Origin of the sequence: Pseudoalteromonas byunsanensis (genome assembly GCF_001854475.1) — a bacterium.
Lineage (GTDB): Bacteria > Pseudomonadota > Gammaproteobacteria > Enterobacterales > Alteromonadaceae > Pseudoalteromonas > Pseudoalteromonas byunsanensis.
In genome coordinates, this window is the sequence record NZ_MNAN01000036.1 from 19,960 (window position 1) to 45,641 (window position 25,682).

The following is a 25,682-nucleotide window of genomic DNA, read 5'->3' on the forward strand; positions in this document are numbered from 1 at the left end:
CATCATTTTCAGGCCAACAGGGGCGTGCGGCTCTTGGGCAGGCATCAGAAAACATCTTTGTTAATGCAGCGACAGGTAACTTGGTGTTGCAACATCAAGATGAGCAGGTAAAAGGGCTGGGACTCGGACTTGGGGTGATAAGAACCTATAACAGCTTGGGCCATTTTGATGGTGATAACGATGACCAATGGCGCCTCGGGTTTTTAAAATCGATTACCCTTGAAGGGGCACGTAACCAAGCAGGCAGCACAGTGACGCGCGTGACGGCAGATGGCTTTGCGCAGCGCTTTAACTATAATGCAGCTAAAGGTGAGTATGTCAGCACCCAAGGCAGTGGTGCGCACGATACCTTAAAGTTCAATGCCGATGGCAGTGCACTATTAGACATTGACGGTCAAAAAACGCAAGAGCGCTACAACACACAAGGTCGTTTGAGTGCAATGATAAGCGCACAAGGCCATGAAACGCGCATTAGCTACAGCGGTGGCCGTGTTAGTCAAATCAGTACCAAAACAGACAGCGGTACTGAGACCACGCTATTCAAATACAACAGCCAAAACTTATTAGAAAGCATTCAAACCCAGTCAGGCACGAGTAACGCCCATACTCGTGTGTACTATGGTTATGATGCGAATAAGCGCCTAAATTCCGTTAAAGTTGATTTAACACCGGATGATAACTCGATTGCCGATGGCAAAGTGTACGAAACCAAATACACCTACCATGGTGAAAGCAATCGCGTGCAGTCGGTCAGTCAGTCGGATGGCACCAAACTGACCATTGGCTATGAAGCCCATAATGGCGACTATCGCGTTAAAACCTTGCAAGATGGCGAGGGTAATACCACCACTTACAGCTATGTGTCAGCTACGCATACCCGAGTGACACTGGGTCAATCACACGTTGATTATTACTTTAATGATGCGCAACAGCTGATTGCCACTGAGCAAGTGGTTAGCAATCAAATTATTCGCAATGAATACGGATATTACGACTCGGGCAGCTCGAAGGGTAAGCTAAAGTATGCAAAAGATGGCTTAGGGCGCACGACAGAGTATCATTATGATGAACGGGGTAACCTGCACTTGGAGCAAAGCCCAACAGGGGTTGCCAGTAGAACGTACAACAGCAACAACCAAATTACTTATCAAGACTTAAACGGAGAAGTAAGTCGATTTGTCTATGACAGCCAACAACGCTTACGATTCACCTTATCTAGAACTTCGGCTAATCAGTTTGCAGTCACAGAATATCGTTACAATGCTTTGGGCCAAAGGGTCAGTCAGCATGAGTATACAGCGGCACAATTTGATGGCAGCCAATACAAAGAGTCTGATTTAACTCAGTGGATTAATGGTATTGACCTCAGCGCTCAGCAACAAACCCAATATCAATACGATTTTCGAGGCCAGTTACACACTTTAACGCGCTATGACAGTGCTGATAGCGAAGGTAGAGAGACAGGCGAAGCTCTGACAACTCAGTATATTTACGATGCCTTTGGTAACTTGCTCAGCGAAGCCAGCGTATCGGGTACAACCGCCTACAGCTATGATGGCCTAGGTCGTCTGTTGAGTAAGATAAATTCGCAGGGTACACACACTCAAACTATTTACGATGACGCTAAGCAGCAATTGGCTATTTTGCATGACAATGGCACATGGCAAACACAAAGTTTTGATAGCACAGGGGCTTTAGTCTCTATCGCGCGTGGTACGGCAAAGGGTGATAGCAGCCTTGGGATGGAACGTTTCTACTTAGACGAGCAAGGTCGCACCATCGCGGGCGAAAACACCCAAGGTGCCAGAAGCTATGTATTTTATGACCAAGCGGGGCGCAAAGCCGCTACCGTTGATGCACTAGGCTACGTAACACGCGCTACGTTCAACAATGCACACGAGCTCATTCAGTCAGTCCGATACGACAGGGCGCTTGACACCAGTAACTGGCTCAAAGATAGCCAACTGACTTTGTCACTATCAGAGCTTGATGAGCAGCTGGCTCGCTTATCGACAGTCGCTCCCACATTGACGGTAAAAACCATGTCATCAGAGCCACAAATGATGATGACGTCAACCATGAGTGCCGCAACAGAAGCCCCCATTGAGGGCGTGTATCAATACATGCTGGAAGATGGCATGGGTGAGGTTGACGCCAGTTACCATGAGTTGCGTCTCTCGGGTGTGAGTCGTGAGCAAGTGTTATTTCATAAATCCAGCGATACCGACGACTTAATCATTCAATTGAAAGGTGTGTATAGCTATGTGGGTGGCAATGAACACATTATCGTTAAAAACTGGTTCTCAGAAGATGCAGCACTAAAAAGTAAGCTGACGCAGGTTACGGTTGGCGGCATCACGATAGACAGCACGCAGATATCGCAAAATGCAGATGATAATTGGAAGCTTAAAGCAGACCGCTTTTATCAAGTCAAAGTACCAACAAGCTGGCATCAAAATCAAGATGGTACTACTGGAGACTTCAATACAAATCAAATATTGCTCGGAACGGTTGGGAATGACATCGTAAAGGACGGTTTCGCGAGTCGGATATATTCGGACGCGGTTTATCTAGGTTCGGGTAATGATAGCTTCCTACCAAGTGCATTTTTGACTCGTAGACCCTTTGTACACTTTATGAGTAAAGGGGATGACCAAGTTGCCTTCAGTTATAGCTCAAATGCCATCCATTACCGTAAGGGGGATGGTAACGACGTTGTGACAAATGCGAATGACTCTATTTTATTTTTGCATGGTTTAACACAAGATGACGTTATTGTGACAAATCAAGGGGATGATGTAACGATTGAATTGAAAGAGTCTGGTGAAAAAATTCAGCTACAGTCGTGGCGTTTCAAAAATAACCATATTCAGTTCGAAGGCCAACAAATACCAATTCGCTTTCAGGGGGTGGTAGGCCCGACACTTCGCGCTACAGAGTCACAAAGTGAGTATGTTGGTTCTGATGATAACGACAGGATCATGCTATCTCCTAACTTTGATGGTGTTATAGATGCTGGCCAGGGTAATGACTTTATATTTCATGAAACAACATCTTCTAAGTATCCAACATTTGTTCACAACCCAGGGGATGGCACCGATCACATCGTTTTTGAAAAAGGCAATATTATCATTAATGGTGCGGACCTTGATGATGTTCGTTTAACGATGGTTGGCTATCTGTTCAAGATAGAATTGCCGACGGATGGTGATGCCATACTATTTAGTCGCTCGGGTAAAGGCACGATTACGTTTAATGGTAATGCACAGAAAACTATTCCCATTTTCGATTTTATATCTCAAGCTACAAAAGTAGTTGATAGTTATGGGGTAGATAAGTTACTTGGAAATCATAGAGATAACCTGATATATGATGGGGAAGGTGATGATCTAATATCTGCTGGTGATGGTGATGACATTATTTATGATAGTAGCACTGTTGATGAAATCAGTGGTGGTACAGGTAATGATATTATTTATTCAAGCTCTGACGATGATACCTTCTATTATGGCGTTCGGGACGGCAATGATATTATATACACCCAAGGGTCAAACCAGACTCTAATACTCTACGGGCATTCCCAAGATGACGTCAGAGTTATTTCAACGGCAGCAGGGTATTTGGTACACGACGCAGCTAATAACTCTGTCATTACCATCAACGGCTGGCAAGGCGACAAGACCGGCTATATTCAATTTGGTAGCCAAGGCGAAAAGATAGATATCAAAACGCTGGCGCAATCACCCGTAACTTATAACTATCAGCCATCACAGGGCACGGTCGAGTTAAAATCTCAGTATGAATTGCTGTCTTTTAATAGCATGACACGCGATCAAGTGACGTTTAAGCGTGTGAGCGATAACGACGATCTAGTTATTCAAATTAACAGTGATGACAGCACATCAGACGAATACGTGGTACTCAAAGGCTGGTTTTCACAAGCTGTGCAAGATAAAAACTTACACACACTGTTGCAATTTAAAGATGTAACACTTAGAGAGTCAGATATCCAAAAAGCTGTGCTCACATATCAATATTCACTGTCTGAGGGAATGATTGATTTAGGTGTTGATATTGAAGGTTTAGACCTCTCTGCATTTTCTGAGGGTCAAGTATTTTTCCATAAATCCAGCGATACCGACGACTTAATCATTCAATTCAAAAATGTCTACGGTTACGAAGGTGGTAGTGAGCACATAATCGTTAAAGATTGGTTTAACGATAACCCAGATGCAAAGAGCCAGTTAGTAAAGATTTCACTAAAAGACCGTCAATACAGTGCAGCAGAAATCAAAGCTCAAACAGAAAGCAATTGGGCTGTACAGGTTGATAGATTTTATCAAGAAAGTGTACCTGCACCTTGGAATACCCCAACCGGATCTGAATATAACATTGTTAATAAAATATTCTTGGGTAGCGCGCAAGACGCTTCAACAAACTCTTTGGGTGCCAACGCTGACTTTATTTATTTGGGCCACGGCAATGATAGCTTTTCGGCACATCCATTTATGCATTCTCGCGAACCAAAAGTTATTTTCTCCGGTAAGGGGGATGACTATCTTCAATTTTGGGATGGTGAGCAGATATTACACTACAAGAAAGGCGATGGTAATGACACCTTTCAAGTAAGTGAGGGCAACAACCTACTCGTATTACACGGAATTAGGCGTGAAGATGTGGAGCTTGTGTATCAAGACATAAACTTAATACTGACAGTAAAGCAGACCGGCGAGACAATCACACTTAGTCAATGGTTGTTTAATAACAACTATATTCAATTTGATGGAGAACCTGTTCCTCAGTTGATGCAAGGCAAACAGGGGGGGACGGGTCGAGCATTCGCTACACAAGGCCAGTACGTTGGAACGGACGCAAATGAAAGAGTGTTAGTTAAGGCTGCATTTGATGGGGTCGTCTCGCTAGGTAAAGGGAATGATTACTTATTACAACCTATCGAGCGCACGCAACCGAGTAGAATAAATATTGTTTACAATCAAGGTGATGGGCATGACCTGATAATGGTGCGTGAAGCAGACTTTGAAATTAATGGTATTGAGAAAGAAGAACTAAAAGTAGTCAGATACGGACAAATGTACAAGCTGATCATGCCAAACAGCGAAGACGCGTTGTTTATTAGCGGTACTATAAATGGAAATGTCACTTTCAAAAAAGGCGCCCACCAAGAACAGTTAACGTTAGCAGAAGTCTATGCACTAGCGGATAGATGGGTTGATGGACCAGGGGTGAATATCGTTTATGGCACAAACACAGACGATATCATTCATGATGGGGAAGGTGCAGATCAAATCCATGCAAGAGCTGGCAATGATGTTATATATTCTGACTCTGATAGAGATACATTTTACTTTGGTAATTTCACTGGTAAAAAGGAGATCCATAGTACTGGTAAAAACCAAACGATTCATATCCAACGACCCTTAGTTGACCTTGAGTACCGCCAAACATCAGATGGTTTTGTTATTCGTTCCGTCTCGGGCGACTTTGAATTAACAATGCATGGCTGGCAGGGGGATAATGCGGGGAAAGTACATGTTGCCTCCGCGCAATTTGATAACTTTGAGGACTTTACTGCAGCTATTGAGGCTGCACACCTATTCGTAACAAACCCAAACACGACGGTCGATATTGAAAGCGCCGTAGAGCGCGTTGTGATAGAAGGAGCAAATACGACTCTACTGGTTGATACCGATGACTTCACACCACACCCTAGAATAAAAGTAATAGAAAGTCATATTGATAATCCAGTTCTTAACTTTGAAGGTATCAATCGAAACGATGTTAGGTTTGTGCAACAAGGGAATCAATTAGAGGTACAGCTTAGAAGTACTGGAAGACCTATCGTTCTGAATGGTTGGCCATTAGACAAAGGAAAACTAAAATTCGCTGATCTTGAAACGGCCATTAGTGTCAATGATTTCGGAAGACAGATTAACAGCTTTGAAGAGGGCGACACGTTAGAAAGTACCGCAAATTCGGATAGAGTCCATATTCGGCACAACAATACCACTATCCACACAACAGGAACTAGCTATATTTTTCTATATGCCGACAACGCTAGAATAGTTCATTCAGCTGCTCAAGGGGGACTGAAAGGCGGTTTTATTATAAGTAGCAATGACCGTTCTAAAAATCATGTGCTTGAGCTAAAAGATCTCAATAAAGGGGAGATAATAGTTACTCGCACAGGTGAATATATACAGGTGCGTTCGGTAGATGCCAGTGTCATTAAATTGGGGCGACCAAGCAATGGTTTATTAATCAAAGATAATTGGCTAGGTAAAGAAAACAAGATCCAGTTTAAAAATGGAGAAACGGTATTAATAGACTCTTTAATTGGCTTGTCTTTAACTGCAGGAGAAGACAGTAGCATAAAGGGTTCTAACCAAGGCGATAGTTTACTGGTAAATAGTGGCAATGCACATGAGATTGAACTTAGCAAAGGCAGTGATTATATTTCGGGTCAAGCAGGCCAGATACTCAACTATAACAACGGGGATGGGTCTGATTTTATCGACTTAAAATCAGGGGCCATTTACGCTGGCGCTAAAAATGTCCTTAATTTAAAAAATATTAGCCGTAATGATGTTGATATTTATAGATATGCAGACAATACGTTCCAATTTGCGTTTAAAGATTCAGAAGACGTTATTACAATATCCAAAACGCGTGAAGACCTTGACCTGATAGTTTTTGAAGCAGATGGCAGTGAACAATTCAATCTATTCTCACTAGAGCACTTGTTTGTTCTTGGTAATTCGTCAGATGATGAGCGCCTAACTGGTAGCGATGGCGATGACCAATATCGAGGTGGAGCGGGTAACGACACCTATATTTTCACCCAAGGTAACGACACCCTTATTGATGATGGTGGCACACTGCGTTTTGAAGGTGAATTTGCTGATATAGATGCCAGCGACTTGGTGTTTAAGCGTCAGTATCAAGACCTTATCGTTACAGTTTCCAGCAGTGGTCATAGCACCACGATTAAAGATTGGTTTACAGCTGAACACAACGGCATGTCGATTGTGTTTGCAAAGGAAGGAGCGCAAGACTTATCAGCCAGTGAGATTGAAAGTCGAATTAGTTATACAGCCTTGCCTCTCTATAGTGGTCAAACGACTACTTCGGTGGAAAAAGGCGCATATCTCGATTTGCCACTGACCTTTACAGGCACAACTGAATTCCCGATAAATATCGAGGTAGGCTCATTACCGAGCTGGTTGAAGTACAATGCTCAGGCTCAGGCGCTACAGGGGTACCCACCACAAGAAGGGACCACTACCGCAACGGTGAGTATTGCTGATCATCAAGGGCAAACCGCAGAACTTTCGCTGACTATCAAGTCATATGTAAAAGTGTTTAACGGCGGCCACACGACCATCACAGGGTCTAACGAGACCATTTACTTTGATACAGCCGTGGGCTTGATAACCGACAGTGACCTCATATTTAAACGTGAATATCAGGATTTAATTATTGATGTTGCACAAGGTCAACACAGCATTGCAGTAAAAGGTTGGTTCGATGGCAATAAAATGGCTATCGCATTTTCAGCCAATGGAAATGCCACGCTATCCGCTGCACAAATTGAAGAGCGTATTACTTATCAACCACTCCCTAGTTTTGTCGGCAGTACTAAAGTCATTGCTGAGTTACAAAAGGCACTAGAGATCCCTCTAAATTTTGGTGAACAAGGGCAGTTCCCGTTAAAAGTTGAGATGACCAGCCTACCTGCATGGTTGCAATACGATGCTCAAAACCAAGTATTAAAAGGGGTGCCGCAGCAAGCAGGTGATGAAAAAGTTCAGATTAAGATCACTGATCATCAGCTCCAAAGCGCGATAGTTACCTTGACTGTAGTGACTCAAATGCAGCGAGCTAAAGAAACGTTGGGCATGTCTGGTATTGGTAATGCAGCACAATTGCAAAGTCAGTTTGTATTTGGTCAGGCAAAAGAAAGTGTCTTTGTTAACGCAGCAACGGGTAACCTAGTACTGCAAAGTCAGGATGAAACGATCCAAGGTTTAGGTTTTGGAGCAAATGTACTTCGCACCTACAACAGCTTAAGCCATTTTGATGGTGATAACGATGACCAATGGCGCCTCGGGTTTTTAAAATCGATTACCCTTGAAGGGGCACGTAACCAAGCAGGCAGCACAGTGACGCGCGTGACGGCAGATGGCTTTGCGCAGCGCTTTAACTATAATGCAGCTAAAGGTGAGTATGTCAGCACCCAAGGCAGTGGTGCGCACGATACCTTAAAGTTCAATGCCGATGGCAGTGCACTATTAGACATTGACGGTCAAAAGACGCAAGAGCGCTACGATACACAAGGTCGTTTGAGTGCAATGATAAGCGCACAAGGCCATGAAACGCGCATAAGCTACAGCGGTGGCCGTGTTAGCCAAATCAGTACCAAAACAGACAGCGGTACTGAGACCACGTTATTCAAATACAACAGTCAAAACTTATTAGAAAGCATTCAAACCCAATCAGGCACGAGTAACGCCCATACTCGTGTGTACTATGGTTATGATGCGAATAAGCGCCTAAATTCCGTAAAAGTAGATTTAACACCCGATGATAACTCGATTGCCGATGGCAAAGTGTATGAAACCAAATACACCTACCATGGTGATAGCAATCGCGTGCAGTCGGTCAGTCAGTCGGATGGCACCAAACTGACCATTGGCTATGAAGCCCATAATGGCGACTATCGCGTTAAAACCTTGCAAGATGGCGAGGGTAATACCACCACTTACAGCTATGTGTCAGCTACGCATACCCGAGTGACACTGGGTCAATCACACGTTGATTATTACTTTGATAACGCAAAACGCCTCACCGCGGTTGAGCGCGTGGTGGACGGTCAACATGTACGAGAAGAATACCAATACAACAGCGCAGGGCAAGTAACCGAAATTCGCAACGGCCTAGGCCAAGCTAAAACCTTTGGTTATGACAATGCGGGTAACCTAACAACGCAAAGCGATGCGGATGGGGTGACGGTAACACGTACGTACAATACCCATAATCAGCTACTGAGTGAAACACGCGGTGATAACAGCAGCTACTATGTTTACGATGATGCAAACCAACGCCTGCGCTTTACCTTGGGGGCAGACAACTCCGTGGTGGAGTATCGCTATAACAGCCTAGGGCAACGAGTTAGCCAACACACTTACACCAAAGCGAATTACACCAGCACTAATCGTAGCCTCAGTGCGTTACAGAGCTTTATTAATAACCAAGATAAAACAGCCCAACAGCTCAGCGAATACGGCTATGACTTTAGAGGTCAGCTGAGCACAGTGACCCGTTACAGCAGCGTGAACAGTCAAGGCCAAGGGGTGGATGGTAGCACCACCCGTTATGTGTACGATGCTCACGGTAAACTATTACAAGAAACCACGCCACGTGGCGTGTTAACTGAGGGCACAGAGGGCGACTTTAGCACCCGTTATAGCTACGATGGCTTAGGGCGCGTACTGAGTCAAACCGACGCTAACCAAGCGCAAACCCTGTACACCTATGATGATGCCAATCAGCGGATCGGCACCCAATACGCCAATGGCTTATGGCAAACCCAAGTGTTTGACAGAGCGGGTGCGTTGGTGTCTAAAGCGCAAGGCTCGTCACTGGGCAATAACATTTATGGTACAGAGCGTATTTACCGCGATGAACATGGCCGTGCTGTTGCCAAAAGAGATGCACAAAACTCATTAAGCTACAGCTTGTATGATAAGTCTGGCAATTTAGCGGCCACGGTGAGTAACACGGGCACCGTCACCCGTTACCACTACGACCGAGCAGGGCGCGTCACGCAAACCACCCAATATGCGCAAAAAGTCAGTACAGCAGGTTGGTTAAGCAGCGCAGGCACACTGAGCAAAACCCTTGCACAGCTAGACAATGACCTAAAAAACCAAGCCAATCACGAAGACAACCGCACCACACGTACCCTTTACACTTTAGGGGGGCGTAAACAATATGAAGTCGACGCCAAAGGCTATGTGACTGAGTTTATCTACAACGATAAAGGTCAGTTAACGGAGCAAAAGCAATACGCTGAGCCAATGGGTGAGCTTATCTATCAAAGCCATAATAGTCCGGTGAATGCGGGGCAGTGGGAGATTTATAGTCCTAACCCACCGGGGGCGACGATGACGCCGACCTTTGATGCGGAATATGGCAAAGAGGTGATGGAGCTTCAGGGAAGTTTTAGAAGTAATGGTTATCGTTTACGTCTAAGCCCAAATCAAAAGGGTACAATCATCGCATGGGATATGAACTATGCAGAATCCTACACTGTATACATCAGTGTAAATACCACCCAAGGTCATCGTTACATGACCTATCAAAAAGGCACCAATTCACCTTATCGAGGTGGCGGCTCAAATCAATATGCATTTCACTTCTTGTCACCAGAGACAGCTGATGGCAACTGGAAAACAATTTCTCGTGATTTGCAAGCAGACCTTTCAGCGGTAGACCCTGGCACTACTATCACCAATATCAATGCCGTCCTTGTCCGAGGCTCAGGTAAAATCGGTGAAATCCGTTTATCGGGCTTAAACGAACAAGCCTCGCAAGCGGATGCGCGCAGCACTAAGATGACCTACAACGACAAAGGTCAACTTGAAACCAAAACCGATAGTGAAGGCTATGTGACCCGTTACTACTACGATAAAGCGGGTAATGAAATTGCACAGCGTCGCTATGCTAATGTGGGAACTACAGAGTCGCCACAGGACCGTGTGAGCCACACCTACTACGATGCCCAAGGTCGTGTTGCAGGTACTTTGTCAGCGGATGGCGCATTGACTACATTTAGCTACAACAAAGATGGTCAAAAACAATCACAAAGTACCTATCACACCCAAGTACGCAACCAAGCCATTGGTGCGCCTATTGCAATCCCAAGTGGTGATAAAACCACCACACTGTGGACCTACACAGCCAGTGGTCAGGTAGAGCGAGAAATTCGCGCCGATAAGTCAATGACTCATTATAGCTACGATGCCATGGGTCAGCTGGTTGAAAAGCGTGAGTATGAAAATGTCATTGCGCATGATGATTTTGTCAATGGGGAACAGAATCATACCTATTTATATTCAAATGGCTATAAGGCAATTCAACTTGAAGATGATCGTGTTTCGTTCACTCGCTTAGCTGAAGCCAAATCTTGGCCCTCGCTTCGTTCGTCTGAGCGCTTTGACTTGAACGACAATATATTGATGAGTTTCGAAGTGACCACAGGTCCTTCAACCGCAGGGAGCTATTTATATGGTGGGTTAGACAATAATGGCACTTGGAGCAATAAAACCATTGATAGACACGCTGTGTATTTCAATGGTGATGGTATTCATTCTAGCTATGTAAGGGATGGAGATTCAACTCGCTCTAGAAATACAAAGCTAATGAATTCCAAACCAAATACAACATATGTCGTAACGTTTACGACTTCAGAGGCGAACACGGTACTTACGGTTTATCCTAAAGGTCATCCAGAGCAGGCGGTAAGCCAAATAGAAAGTAGTGCCGATTGGTCAGGTAAGGCAGGGTTAATCTTATATACCAACCCTCACCCAAATTCTAACAATACAGTTTATTACCTAGACAACTACCTCCTCGCCAAAGTACCAGTGCGCACCGAGCGTTACCAATACGACCAGCAAGGGCGTTTAATCTCCACACTTGATGGTAACCAAAATGCTGAGCTAGGCGCGGGTGCCACACAAAGCCAGATCAACAGCAAAGCAGCGCAAGAAGGTGCCCGCACTGCGTACGATATTCTAGGCAATGTCCGCCTTACCACCGACCGTGAAGGCGCACAAACCCGTTACTACTATGACGCGCAAGGTAATAGGCGTTATGAGATTGACGCAGAAGGGCAAGTCACAGAATATAAGTACAACACATTTAATCAGCGTACCGATGTGATCCGTTATCACACACAACTAAGTGAAGCGGATATTAGCTCAGCTGGCTTAATCGGAGGCTTAGTCACTAATAAAATCCAAGATGGTACTAAGAACGTTGATGCCTACTTGCAATCAAAGGTTGCCAGCGGCGAAAAGTTCGAAGAAAAGCTCAATTACACCACGCGCGATTTGCTTGAAAGCAAAACCGATGCCGAAGGTTACAAAACCACCTTTGAATACAACGCCTTTGCACAGTTGGTTAAACAGTCACAGCAAACCCACTTAAGTGTATTGGATAAACAAAATACACAAACGGATAAATCTGTCTGGACTAACACCGCGTTTGCTTATGATAACCGTGGTCTGCTTGAAACCACCACGCATAGCGCTGGGAACTTAACTCAATCTACTTCTAAGAGCTATGACGCCTTTGGTCGCGTTATCTCAACCACCGATGGTAATACTCAAACCACCGATGATAAAACCACTACAATAAGTTACACCGTAAATGGTGATAACGACAAGGTGGGCCGTGTTGTGACTACCACACAAGCGGTAGATGGCGCCACTCGTGAAGTGACCACCCAATACGATATGCTGGGTCGTGTGTTGTCTGTTAAAAATGCCTCGGACCACATTACTCAGTACAGCTATGATGACACCACCAATACCACTACCGTGACCCAGCCAAACGGCACTCAGGTTAAAACCACGCGCAATGGTCAAGGGCAGGTTGAATCAGTAACACAGTTAAATGCACAAGGGCAAACACTCAGCACCAGTGCCTTTGAATACGACGCCAACGGCAATGTGGTTAAAACCCTACTCAATGGCCAAGTACAAAGCCAAAAAGACTACGACAAAAACAACCGTGTTCAACTAGTTACCGATGCCAACGGCAATCAGGTAGAAACTCAGTACGATAAAGTCGGCCGAGTAACGGCCAGTATTACTGACCCGAGCGGTTTAAAACTGACCACCACGTTTGCGCATAACAAACATGGCAGTGAGGTCATTAAGAGCGAGCAAATCAATACCGTGGTCAACGGTGGTAACCAAAGTGCAGGGCTTACCCACAGCACAACCACCACCTTTGATAGCCAAGGTCGTGCGACCGAGGTGCAAGTACACCAAGGCGGCACGCGTCAAAGCTTGACTCAGTACCAGTACGATGGCTTGGGTAACAAGCTGGAGGTGACGCAGGGCACAGGCAATAACGCACTCACTACGCAATACGAATATGATGCCTTAGGCCGTCTGGCAAAGACCAGTCAAGGCGCGCAGGTAACCACCTATCAGTATGACAATAATAACAATTTGGTTAAGAAAGTCTCCGCGATTGACAGTCAGCGTAACAAAGTTGAGCTGTTTACCTACAACGAAGCGAACCAACTAACCGCCACACTGATATCAGTTAAAAAGTCAACGGCGACCGGCAGTACTCAATATCAGATAACGCGTTTTGACTACGATGTGAATGGTCAGCGTATTGCCCAGCATCAGTATCAAAACTTTTTATCAAGCCCAAATGTCGAAACGCTAAAAACACAAGTAAATCAATTTGCTGATGCGAACACCGCCATTTCAACCTACACAGGCTATGATGAAAATGGTCGCAAGTCGTTGCATATCAATGGCGACGGCGGAGTCACTCAGTGGCACTATGATGCGCAAGGCCGAGTATTTGAAGTCACGCGTTGGGGCCAACGAGCCAAGTTAGACAGTACCGCGAAAACCCACTTATCCGCAGGTACACTGACAGCCGCTCAGCTGACAAAATATGGAGATATCACCTCAGATAGCCGTGTACGTACGCTGTATAACGATAAAGGCCAAGCACGCTTTACCATCACCTTGTTAGAGGGGTCAGGCGCCAGCGTTAAAGAAAGCCGTTATGATGCTGCGGGCCAATTAACTTCCACCATCGCCTATGCTGATTTAGTATCGTTTGGTGCCAGCAGCAATATTGAAACGCTCTCTAAACATATTACTAATTCGAGCGCCAATCGTGACACGCAGCTATTCTACGATGCAGCCGGACGCCTGCGTTTTAGCATTGACGCACTAGGCCATGTCACTGAGCAACGCTACAATGAAGTCAGTGAGAGTATCAGCACCATTGCATATGGTAATTCACTGCTTAGCAATGCCACGCTAAACAGCAAACTCAATGCCGGCACACTGAATTATGCTGATTTACATTCGCACTTTGCTGGCAGCCTGTTCAGCAATGCTCGTGTTAGCAGTTCAGAATTTAACGCCCGAGGGCTGCTAACATGGCAGCGTCACGCCGATGGCACGACCGAGCGTTACAGCTACTATGACAATGGCCTCAAAGCCAGTTACACCAACCAAAAAGGCGCGACGTGGACTTACCGCTACAACGTGGCTGGGCAGCTAACGCAAGAGCGTAGTCCGTTACATACCGTGAAGGTGTGGAATGGTAGCGTTCTAAGTGAACAAACGAACGTACAAGTCGTTAAAACCTTTGCTTATGACGGCCTAGGTAATGTCAGCCAAATAACGGAAGAAGCGCAGCAAGATAACCAACCACTGAGTGGCGTAGAAACTGCGGTAACGAGTTTTGAATACAACCTAGCGGGGCGCCAAACGATTGTCAGACAGGCAGCAACAAGCCATGCCCCTGCAACAGCCTCGTACTCGGTGTATGATGCCTTAGGGCGAATTATTAGTTCTTATCAAGGCAATGTAAGGCAACATAAAGTCTATGACAGCGCCAATAATGTGCGCTTTAACATTGATGGTGAAGGTAATGTGACTGAGCTGCGTTACAACGCGCTCGGCCAGCAAGTTAAACTCATTAAATACGCTGCCGAAACACCTTATTCACCATCGGTAACAGAGACGCCTTCCTTGGATGAGATGGTCGATAGCAGTGGTAACCTAAAATCAGATAATCCAATTGGGCTGGTTAGCAACAGCAGTCAAGACCGAATCATTACAACCTCATATGATAAAGCGGGGCGCAAGCGACAAATTGATATCGGTGTACAGAGCTCTCGGATTGCCTACAACGCCTTTGGTCAAGAAATCAAAAGAAGGCAACTGGTTGACGGGACTTGGTCTGCAAATACTAACGCGCTGGTGTCGTCTAAGTACTACAACGAGCTGGGCCAAAAAGTAGCCTCAGTAGATGCGGGTAACTTCTTAACCACGCATAGCTATAACGGCTATGGTGAACTGGCATCGACTACAGAATATGCGGTTGCAGTGACAGCTCCTATTCAGTTGTATGTGCCACCTGCGGGCACACAGGGTAATGATACCGACGGACACAACCGCGTCACTGAGTATTACTACGACGATATGGGTCGAGTAACCCACACTGTATATCAGGATGTAAAGGTCGATGTTGAGAGCGATTCTCGGTTCAATTACGCTTCCAAAGAGCAAGTCATCGATTATCGTCAGTACGATGAGCTGGGTAACGTGCGTACAGCGCTAACAGTGGCCACAGACACATTAAGCAATCCACAGGCGTATCAAGGGCAAAACACCAGTGATATCAATGATGCCACACTCTTTGAATATGATGCGTTGGGCCGTTTAATTCACAAAGCAAACGCCAAGACTTCTTATGTGGGCGGTAATGTCACAGGCTCTAGGACCGATGCGACAGCTAGCACATTAGGTCGTCAGGTAACGTCCTATGGATACGATATCTTGGGCAATATGGTTGAGCAGCGAGAACACGCAAGTCGCCTCACAGCGTACAATACCAGTTCGGGGGATTTAACCGCACCTACAAATACCCCCAGTGACAAAGTGACACGCCATGAGTACAACAACAGGGGCCAATTGGTGCGCGAGTTCAACGCGTTGGGTTATGAAACAGTGCATGATTACAATGCGCAAGGGTTATTGACGCAAAGCCGCGCGTTTTATACTGAGTACTCAGCGAACAATGTGACCACAAACAAGGCGTTGTTAACTAGCTATGACTACAACAACAATGGTCAAGTGATTAAAAAGTCGCTAAATCGAGTAATGGCAAATGGCCCAAGACCTGCTACTTCGGAGTTTTCATTTGAGACCATCTACAATGCGTTTGGTGAGGTGAAAAAAGATTACCAAGGAGTGTATGTATACAACCAAGAAGGCCTGCTATGGAAAACCACTAAAGGAGATGGGGTACTAAAAACCCATAAATATGATAAAGCGGGTCGCTTAACCAAAACCACTCATGCCCTTAATGGCGAAACTATTATTCACCGAGACGCAATGGGGAATGCACAGCGTATTGAGCAGCCTCGTTTTTTCCAAGATGGTTGGCAATACCCAGTTATTATGCAAACACATGACCGTTGGGGCAATGTGATTGCACTCACTGACGCAATGGGCAACACCACATATGCGCAATACAACCATCAAAATAAAGTGATTAAAGAGCGCTTACCTACGGTGAATGTGACTTATGTAGATGGTACGACAGCAGCGAATGGTGATTTGGAAAATATCTACGCCTACGATGTGTACGGTAATTTGGTAAGTAAACAAGATGCGAATGGGGCCAGACAAACCTTCCGTTTTGATGCAAAGGGTAATCAGCTTGGTCACAAAGATGGTGAAGGTCATATTACGAATTACGGGTATGACCTGTACAGTCGTAAAGTATCGACACAAGATGCGTTAGGTCGGGTGAGTGTAAATCAATACAATAAGCTTGACCAAACGCTACAAACGGGCCAGTTTGGGGTGGTTGACGGGTTAGCTGGGATTCGATATCGCACTGCCAATACCCATCTCTATGATGAACTGGGTAATCGCTATCAAACCGTTAATGCGCTTGGTGGCGAGTTTACTTATCAGTTTGATGAGCTAGGTAATGTGATCTACAGCATTGAGCACTACGATGATCATAAAGCTGAGCGTATAAAGAGTTATCGATATAACAAGCATGGAAACCTTACGCGTGAAGACTATTTCAATATAGATGAAAATGGCAAAGATGAGTTCTCTGAACATGAGTATAACGACTTCGGTCAACTAGTATCAGGTAAATATCTATCGGGCCAAACGTTCGCCAATAGATATGGTGCAAACTGGAGCGAAAGCGAGCATACCGTCAACACGTTGAATGATAATGGTGATGAGATTGAGATTAGTAACCTTGGACGTTTGGTCGAACGAACCAACACGTATGATCAGGACGTGCGCTACAGCTATTATGAAAATGGTTGGTTGAAGAGCATTACAGACCATCATACCAATGCCTATTCAGAGTTTGAATACGACCTGCAAGGTAGACGTACCAATGAGATTAAACTGTCAATGGATGACTTAGGGCGAGCTATATATCACGAAACTGAAACTCATTACGATAGCCATGGACGTATTGAATGGACTGAAACCATGCAATACAACAATCAATCTACCACTTCTGAGCCTCAATGGGTTGCAGGGGAGGTGATTGCTCGGGTGGATTACACTTATGATGCAGTGGGCAATCGACGCAGCATAGAGGTTAAGAACGGTATTTTACAGGTTAAAGAACCGATTATTGTTGATAGAATTCCAGATAAGTATATTAATGAGGGGGATGATGTAGCTATCTATCTACAACATAACTTTCATAAGAGTGTAGTTGTAGAAAAGTTAGTCTATGAAGCGACCAACTTACCACCAGGGCTGACATTGGATGAAGACACCGGCCATATCACAGGAAATATCAGCTATAACGCGCAACCCAGATATGAAGTAAAAGTGAAGGTGACTGACCCTGACTTTACTGACTATTTTGTCGAGAGTAGCTTCTTTATCAATGTTGAGAATGTTGAACCCATAGCTGTTGCCGACAAAGTCTTAATAACCAAAACTGAAGGTGAAACGCTTAACTTAGATTTAGCAAGTAAGTTCAATATTACTGTTCCAAACCTTGAAGTTACAGGGTTTCGTATAGATGGCTTCCAAGACCCAATACAGGTAGGCTCTGCAAATGGTCTTGTATCTATCCCTCTGACGTACGACATGGAGGGTACGTACGAAAACGTGGCTGTGACCATCTTGACCAAAGATGTTCAGGGAAATAGCTATACCAAACAGTGGTATTTTGATTTACAGATAAATCATGCAGATAGAATAGAGACAAAACCGAGAGCTGCATTTACCAAAGATGAAGGCCGAACATTTGACCTGAATACGTCTAGTAAATTTGAAGTTAAGGACTCTGAGCTTAGTATTACTCGCTATAGCATTTCAGCGCTACCACCAGGGTTAGAATTTGACACCAGCACCGGTGTAATATCAAAAAAACTTAAATATAGCGCGGCTAATAACAGCCCATATAGCATCACGATTACCGCACACACGAGTGACCCTAGTTATTCTGCACAGTGGTCATTTGATTTGACGGTGAATGATAAAGAGGCAATTTCACTGCGTGAAACTGGAAAGGATATCGTTTCGGTCAATGAGGGTGATCCACTTACTATAGACGTGAAAGATTACTTTGTGATTAATGACACCACACTCAATTATGAATACGAGGTGAACTGGGGCAGTTGGGGTAAGCCGCCGGGTGTGACGTTTGATGCAAGTACCGGCTTGATTACAGGTCCTATCTTAAGCAGCAACGATAGAGATAATATTGAATTCGGTGTTACAGCAAGAGCGGTTGATGATGACGGCACAAAGCATGATGGCACAGAGATAGTGAAGGCTGTGTGGTTACAAGTGACGCAGGTGGAGGTTCACAATAAGAAAGAGGGAGACTACTTCTACATTACTATTCCTTATCACGCTACTTATTCACAGATTTTTGATAATGAGATGCAAGGGACCATCAAAGTTGTTTCGACCAGTGGTAGCACAAAGACGCTAAGAATAGATATTGGTATTTTAGCGACCAGTAACGGTCAGGTGAAAACCTATGCCTTTGAGGTTAGGGAGCCGCAAGAAGTTGGGCGAGAGTATCACAGCGTGAGACACCTTATCCGTGTCACAGACGTGGGTGACAGTATACCTGCTCCAACTATAGTAAAACCCATTGAAGATCAGTCAGCTGAGGTGGGTATACTTTACAACAAAGACTTTAGTGAGTACTTCAACGCCGAAATCGGCGAAATTGGGATCGGTGGATTCAGATTCTACAAAATAGTGGATGGCGTAGAACAAGAAATGTACACCGGCAGTATTAACGGATTGAAGCGCGAAGGTAATGTGTTAACAGGTACTCCTAAAGAAGGTACCCAGTATAGCTATCGTGTAGCAGTGACCGCCTATTCGGTCGCCGATCCAACCAAAAGGACTGAACAAGAATTTAGGATGCTTGTTAAGCCTTCCGGCGTAGGAGATACGAACAGGCCTGGTTATTTGACTCTGTTTCAGGTTAAGTCCTCTGTTAAAAAGGACGACACATTCTTTGTTTCATTCAATGGTGCTGATAAAGAGACTTATGGGTATTTAGAAAGATATGAGATGAAACTCTCTTCAGGCATTACATTCAATGACGGTTCCCATATTCAGCAGTTTTATAACAACTACTCGCCTATTTCCGTTGGACTAAAAGCGGTGGCAGTCGGTGAGCAAACCGTGAGTATTAGAGTGTTAGATAACCAAGGTTTGTGGAGTGGCTGGTTTGAAGAGCAAGTAACAGTTCTATCAAACTTGCCTCCGCTGCAAGATAGAACGGCCAAAGAAGGTCAAACTGTTAGCTTTAACGTAGCCAATTCATTTGATTTAAATGGTGCTACGAGTCGTCGCTATGAGACCAGAAATTTACCAGCTGGTTTGTCGATAAATAGCAGTGGTCAGGTCTCAGGTAAATTAAGATATGATACCAGTGGCACACACACAGTGAGTATCACCGCGATTGATAACATCACTGGGCTGAGAGAAACACACAGTTTTGTGTATACCATTGAAAATGTTGAACCGATCACATCGACTGGCATACCAGACATCACCATACGAGAAACACAAACACTTAATTTTGATGTAGCGAAATACTTTGGTGCTACAGATTCAAGTTTAAATCTGTCATATTCATTACAGTATCAACCAACGGGCGTTAAAGTTGAAAGTGATGGACATATGAGGGGGTCTCTTAGAGGACAGGAGGGAGAGTACTTCATAAAAGTAACCGCCAGTGCACAAGGAGCATCAGAGACACGTTGGTTTAAGTTCAAAGTTTACGGCGAAGTTGCCTTCTCCATGGAAGCAAATAAAACCAAGTCGATTGATATTTCGGGATTTGCGGTACCAAGAGATCAGGTACGAATAGCAGGTGGAGGCCCTGCATGGGCGAAAATCACAAATAGGTATAACACGCTCTCATTAACACCAACAACCAGTAATATTAGTGAACAGCGCTATGCTATTACGCTCGAAGCGTTAGAGCGCAATGATGCGAAGGACCTTGTCGTTACTCAAAGAAAGATGTATTACGTGACTGTTGTACAGCCAAATTTGAATCCGACGGTATCTTTGTCTGCACCATCACAAATCTCCCTTAGTCAAACGGTAGACGTGATAGCTTCAGGCAGTGATAGTGACGGAACAATTCAAAACTATGTGTGGGACTTAGGCAGTGGTTTAGAGCAAATAGGTTCAGGCTCGCAGATAAGAGTTAAAGGCCTTTCAGCGGGGACCCATACGATCAGAGCTGCGGTCGTTGATGACGATGGTGCTCAAAGTGATTGGGTGACGCGTAGCATCACAGTGACAGCGCCTAATGTGGCGCCAACGGTGTCATTGAATGCGCCAGCTGAAATCGGCTTAGGCGAGTTTGATACAATTACTGCCTCAGGCAGTGATAGCGATGGTTCTATTAGCCACTATGTTTGGGAACTTGGCTCTGGCTTACAAAAAACAGGCAGTGGTGCACAAATCAGCGTAACAGGTATGTCGGTCGGTACGCACTCGATTCGAGTGGCTGCGGTAGACAATGACGATGAACAAAGTGCCTGGGTGACCCGCGAAATTAGAGTGGTCAGAGTTAACCAAGCACCGACTGTATCGATGAACTTAGCCAGTGAAACGTTCGGTAATTGGTCTGCTACAGTACTTGCAAGTGATTCTGACGGTTCAATAGCACGTTATGAATGGGAAACGGCCAGCGGTGTTACGCTCACCGGTAACGGTAGTAATGTTAGCTTAACTGCAAAATCACCAGGCACATACTGGGTTAAGGTTAGGGTATTTGACAACGAAGGGGCCAGCACCACTAAGATTGGCTACTTTGATGTGAGTATTTTAACAACTGAACCTGGACCAAGTTTAACGGTGTCTTCGAGCAGAGTTTCTGTAGGGCAAAGTGCGACCGCAATTGCGGGTGAGACGGCACCTGGACCCTATGAATATACCTACCAATGGAAAACATCAAGTGGAATAAGTTTATCGGGAAGTGGTCAAACGGTAAGCTTTACAGTTACAGAGTTAGGACAGCAAACTATTCAGGTTAGAGCGAAAGATGCCAATGGCAACTGGACTCTGTGGTCACCGCCGCAACTAATCAACCTCATCACCCTGCCTCTCAATAAAGCACCTAGTGTGTCTTTGAGCGCACCGACAAAAATGACTAAAAGCGCAGCTGTTAACGTGTCTGCGTCTGCCAGTGATTCAGATGGCAGTATCAGTAGTTATGAATGGCAAGCATCTAGTGGGCTAAATATTTCTGGCAGTGGCAGCAATGTGTCGGTGACGGCAACAGGCACCGGTGAACAGTGGATTAAAGTCAGAGTGAAAGACAATGAGGGGGCATATAGCAGCTGGGTACAAAAGCCAATTACAATCGAGAGTGTAGCACAATACGCAACTACAATTTCAGGCAGTATTAGCTACTCGAATAGCGGATATGCAGGGGGCGGCACAGTGACGGTGTCTGACCAAAATGGGGTAACTGCGACGAATGTGCGTATTTCATCCATACCAAGCTGGGTGTCTGTGGGTAAAGCGCAGACGACTAGTAACAGAGTCTCTTTGCAGTTTTCAGCATTTCCACGAGTGGGAATACTTGAACCGGTTAGAACTGGTTTTTACGTAACTATTGACGTAACAGACAACTATGGCGCTACGACCTCAAAACGTTTGTATGCAACGGTATCAAGTTCAGACAGTAGTGTGATGAGTGTAGGTTCAGTCACAACATTAGCGAGTGAGCCAACAATCCAGTCTGCCCCTTTGATGCTGCGCTCAACCCCTATGATGTTAAGTAGTTATGAAACGAAAAGCACTCAGAGCATCGCATCTGCAGAGTCGACAACCAATGATGAACCAAAAGTAAAAGAAATAGTTAAGAGCTATTGGTTTACCTACGACAACAACAATCGAGTAAAGATTGATGGTGGGACATTTATAAATGGTGCCATATCACTGAAAGAACGGGGCAAGCTTATTCATTATAATGATGCTGGCCAACAGGACTATGTAGTGAGTGATAATTTTACGGCGGCTCAACGTTATCAATACAACAGTTGGGGGCAGTTGGCCCAGGTAGATGCTTACTACAACCCGAATAAGATTGGCTATTTCAATGACAATAAACCGGGTAGCAAATTAACCGCATGGAGAAAATCGAGCGAATTCCTTTACAACGCCATGGGGCAGGTCACCACCAAAAAAGAGTATGCAGGGTTATATGAAGGGGCTACAGCTGAGTATAAATACAAAGATGTAAGTGGTGAAACTATTTTCGCTAACGTGATGTACGGCGGAGCTATCAAGCATATTACCACCACCGATCATAACCAAGCGGGTGAAGTTGTTGAAATCAAAGAGAGAAGTATTTCAGATGAGCGAATTCTTGCAATATTGAACGCATCAACTGCAGTTGAGGATAAAGCGATAGAGATAGTTAACCGAGATTTAGGTGACCCGACCATCAAGTTTACCTACTTGGATGCATGGGGAGAGTCTAACTTAACCACACAAACTATCTCTAGAGACTTCAAATATCATGTTGCAGGGCGATTAGACTCCTATTCCTATCATAGAAGAGGTAATGTACCGGCTGGAGTTACGGAGTTAATTCATGACTTTAATAAAACATACGAAGGCAGAGATAGTTATCTGGAAACCAAAACAGCGGGTGTTGGGCGTGAGGGTCATCGAGACAGCGAACGCTTGCAAGATGCAGAAACACTCTCTAGTTATGATGCCAACGGCAACCGTACTAGGGTTGAAGAGCGCATCACTGACGATGGCTATGATGGCGACAAACGTGTTAGCTCGAGGTATATGCGCTATGACACTGAAGGTAAACTGCTTTCAAAAGTCACGGGTAAGCAAGACCGCCTGCTACGCGCAACAGACCAAAGCGATACACGTACAGAGATAGACCCAAAAACTGGGGACCCAATTGATGTTGCGTCGCATGCCTCATCAATGGTGGGTTTTGAAGAAGACGCGATTAATGGTGTTTCTCAGGGGAGTTATCACTTATACAGTGGCAGCAATTATCTAGGTGAAATCAATAAATCGGGCTTAAATACGATAAAAGACAATCATTTTAGTGCGCCGATTGCGAATGACTTGAGTATCATGGCTCGCCACCAAGTACGAAATGGCGACACTCTGAAAAGCATAGCGATGCAATACTACGGCAGTGAAGACTTGTGGTATGTGATAGCCGATGCAAATGGTGTAGGTTTAGGAACTGAGCTGCGCGAAAACTTGGTGTTAGACATACCAGCGAGAGCAAACCAGTTCAACAGCCACAACAACTTCGCGCCGATGAACCTAGGCGAAGTGATTGGCGATACCACCCCAACTATGCCGTATGTGCCACCACCGCCTCAGGCTGGGTGTAGTGAGGTTGCGTCTATTGTGATGATAGCGGTGGCTGTGGTTGCGACGATTTATACAGCGGGTGCGGCATCAGGTGCGCTTGGAGCAACGACGACTACCGCGACAACAGCTTCAGCAGCAGCTGGGACAACCGCAGCAGCTGGTACTACGGTTGCTGCTGGAACGTCAGTAGCTGCCGCTGGAGTCGCTGGGGCCGCTGGCACTGTGTATGGGTCCACAATGGCGGCAGGTTTAGCTGCAATGGGTGGAAGTCTTGGAGCTGCAGGCGCATTAGCAGCAGGGATTGGTGGCTTTGTGGGTTCGGTAGTTTCTCAAGGAATAGGTAAAGCTATTGGTGCCGTCGATAGCTTTTCGTTAAAAAATGCCTTAGCGTCGGGGTTGACTGCAGGCGCAACTGCGGGAGCTGGTTCTGTACTAAGCTCTTCTCAGTCAGCTAAATGGGCAATGGATGGGGCTAAGTACTCTGCAGCCGGTAGAGCAGTGATGGGGGCGACAACCGCAATCAGCTCATATGCAGCTAACAAGCTTGTGGACAATCAAGCGAGCTTTAGATGGGGCAACGTGGCGGCTTCGGCGCTGGCCTCTTATGTTGGTAGCAAGGTTGGGCTTGGAGACCCTAACACCCTCGCAGGTGGAATGACCTCGGGAGATATCGTGCTGGATACATTTGGTGGTATAGCCAATAATGCTTTAAGCTATGGCGCGGATAAGTTGTTTGGTAATGACGCAAGCTGGAACTTTGGCAATGTAGCGGTTGATGCGTTTGGCAATGCGTTGGGGAATTCTATCGTTAGTGGTTTAGCGAGTAAGCCGACTAGCACCCAGCCAAAAGCGAAACAAAATGGGGCGAGTTCACTCGACCCAGATACAGGTAAGTTCTCACCCGTTACCGATCCAAATGCTTGGTCGTTGGATAAAGCACTTGCTGCTAGCCAAGATGATATTAGTCATCAAAACATGCAAGGTATAGTCAACGAAAAATTGCTGAATTATGAGTTGAATCGCTACTATGCAGGTGTAGACGAGTTTGGTTTCAAATTAGATGAAGACCTAGTCAATATGGCGTTACCAGTTATCCAAAAATCAACCAAAGACCCGTTTGGAGGCTTCCTAGATTCAACGCCAGATAACCCTTATGGATTAAGTCTAGAGCAACGTGCAAGAGCTGAATCTCTGGTTAGCAACCCACTAGCGAGTGGGGGCGTATATAAAGCGTTGAATTTTTATGAGCAACAGCATTATGAAATGGTACGTGACCAACATATTGCTTCTTTGGCGGGACCTCAGTTGGTAGCAAATAATCCAGCACTGGAGGCTCAAAATGCAAGAGCAAGAGATTATTTTGGTGGTTCAAATAATAGTCCTTGGCATTTGCCTGTGTCTAAAGGGATCAATGCCGGATTAATGGGACTTGGGGTGTGGAATAAACCCCTGCAATTTGCAAAAGCCTATGCTGGTTACCAAGCTGCGGATATAGCTGGGTCTGCATATCAAAATAGAGAGCAGATAGCTCAAATATACAATGAAGCGAAGCAAAATGGTGGTATGACACTGGCTGTTGGTGTGACGCCGAGTGTAGATTTGAAGTATATACAAGGAGCATTTGCGGTAGGCACTTGGGCTTCAGTTGATTTTAACTCTTGGAAAATAAACGGTGGTGGCTACTTTAGTTTAGAAAGCGGCGCTGCTGCAAAGATTATTAACCCTAGTGTTGATATAGGTGTGGAAGCAACCATGTTCTCTTCTGCTAGATTCGACGCTGCACTTAAAGGCAACTATGACGTTTATGGTTCTGGTTTCAACAGTTCTGAATGGTCTTGGGTGAAACCTGTGGACCAAAACTTCAGTGGACTCCAGTTTACCAAAGACTTCAATACCCGTTTTACATACTCATATTATGATGTTAGTTACGACCCAAGCTTATACATGAGACGTGGCTGGGGTACTTATGGTGCTTTGAGAGGAAATTAA

At 45.1% G+C, this 25,682-nt stretch carries 1 protein-coding gene; it reads left to right on the plus strand.

The window, feature by feature from the left end; all coding sequences use genetic code 11:
• The first annotated feature begins 53 nt into the window (after nucleotides 1–53).
• The gene (locus tag BIW53_RS18605; RefSeq protein ID WP_342671989.1) at nucleotides 54–25,682 is read left to right on the plus strand and encodes a putative Ig domain-containing protein; all 25,629 of its coding nucleotides are present in this window, start codon (nucleotides 54–56) and stop codon (nucleotides 25,680–25,682) included.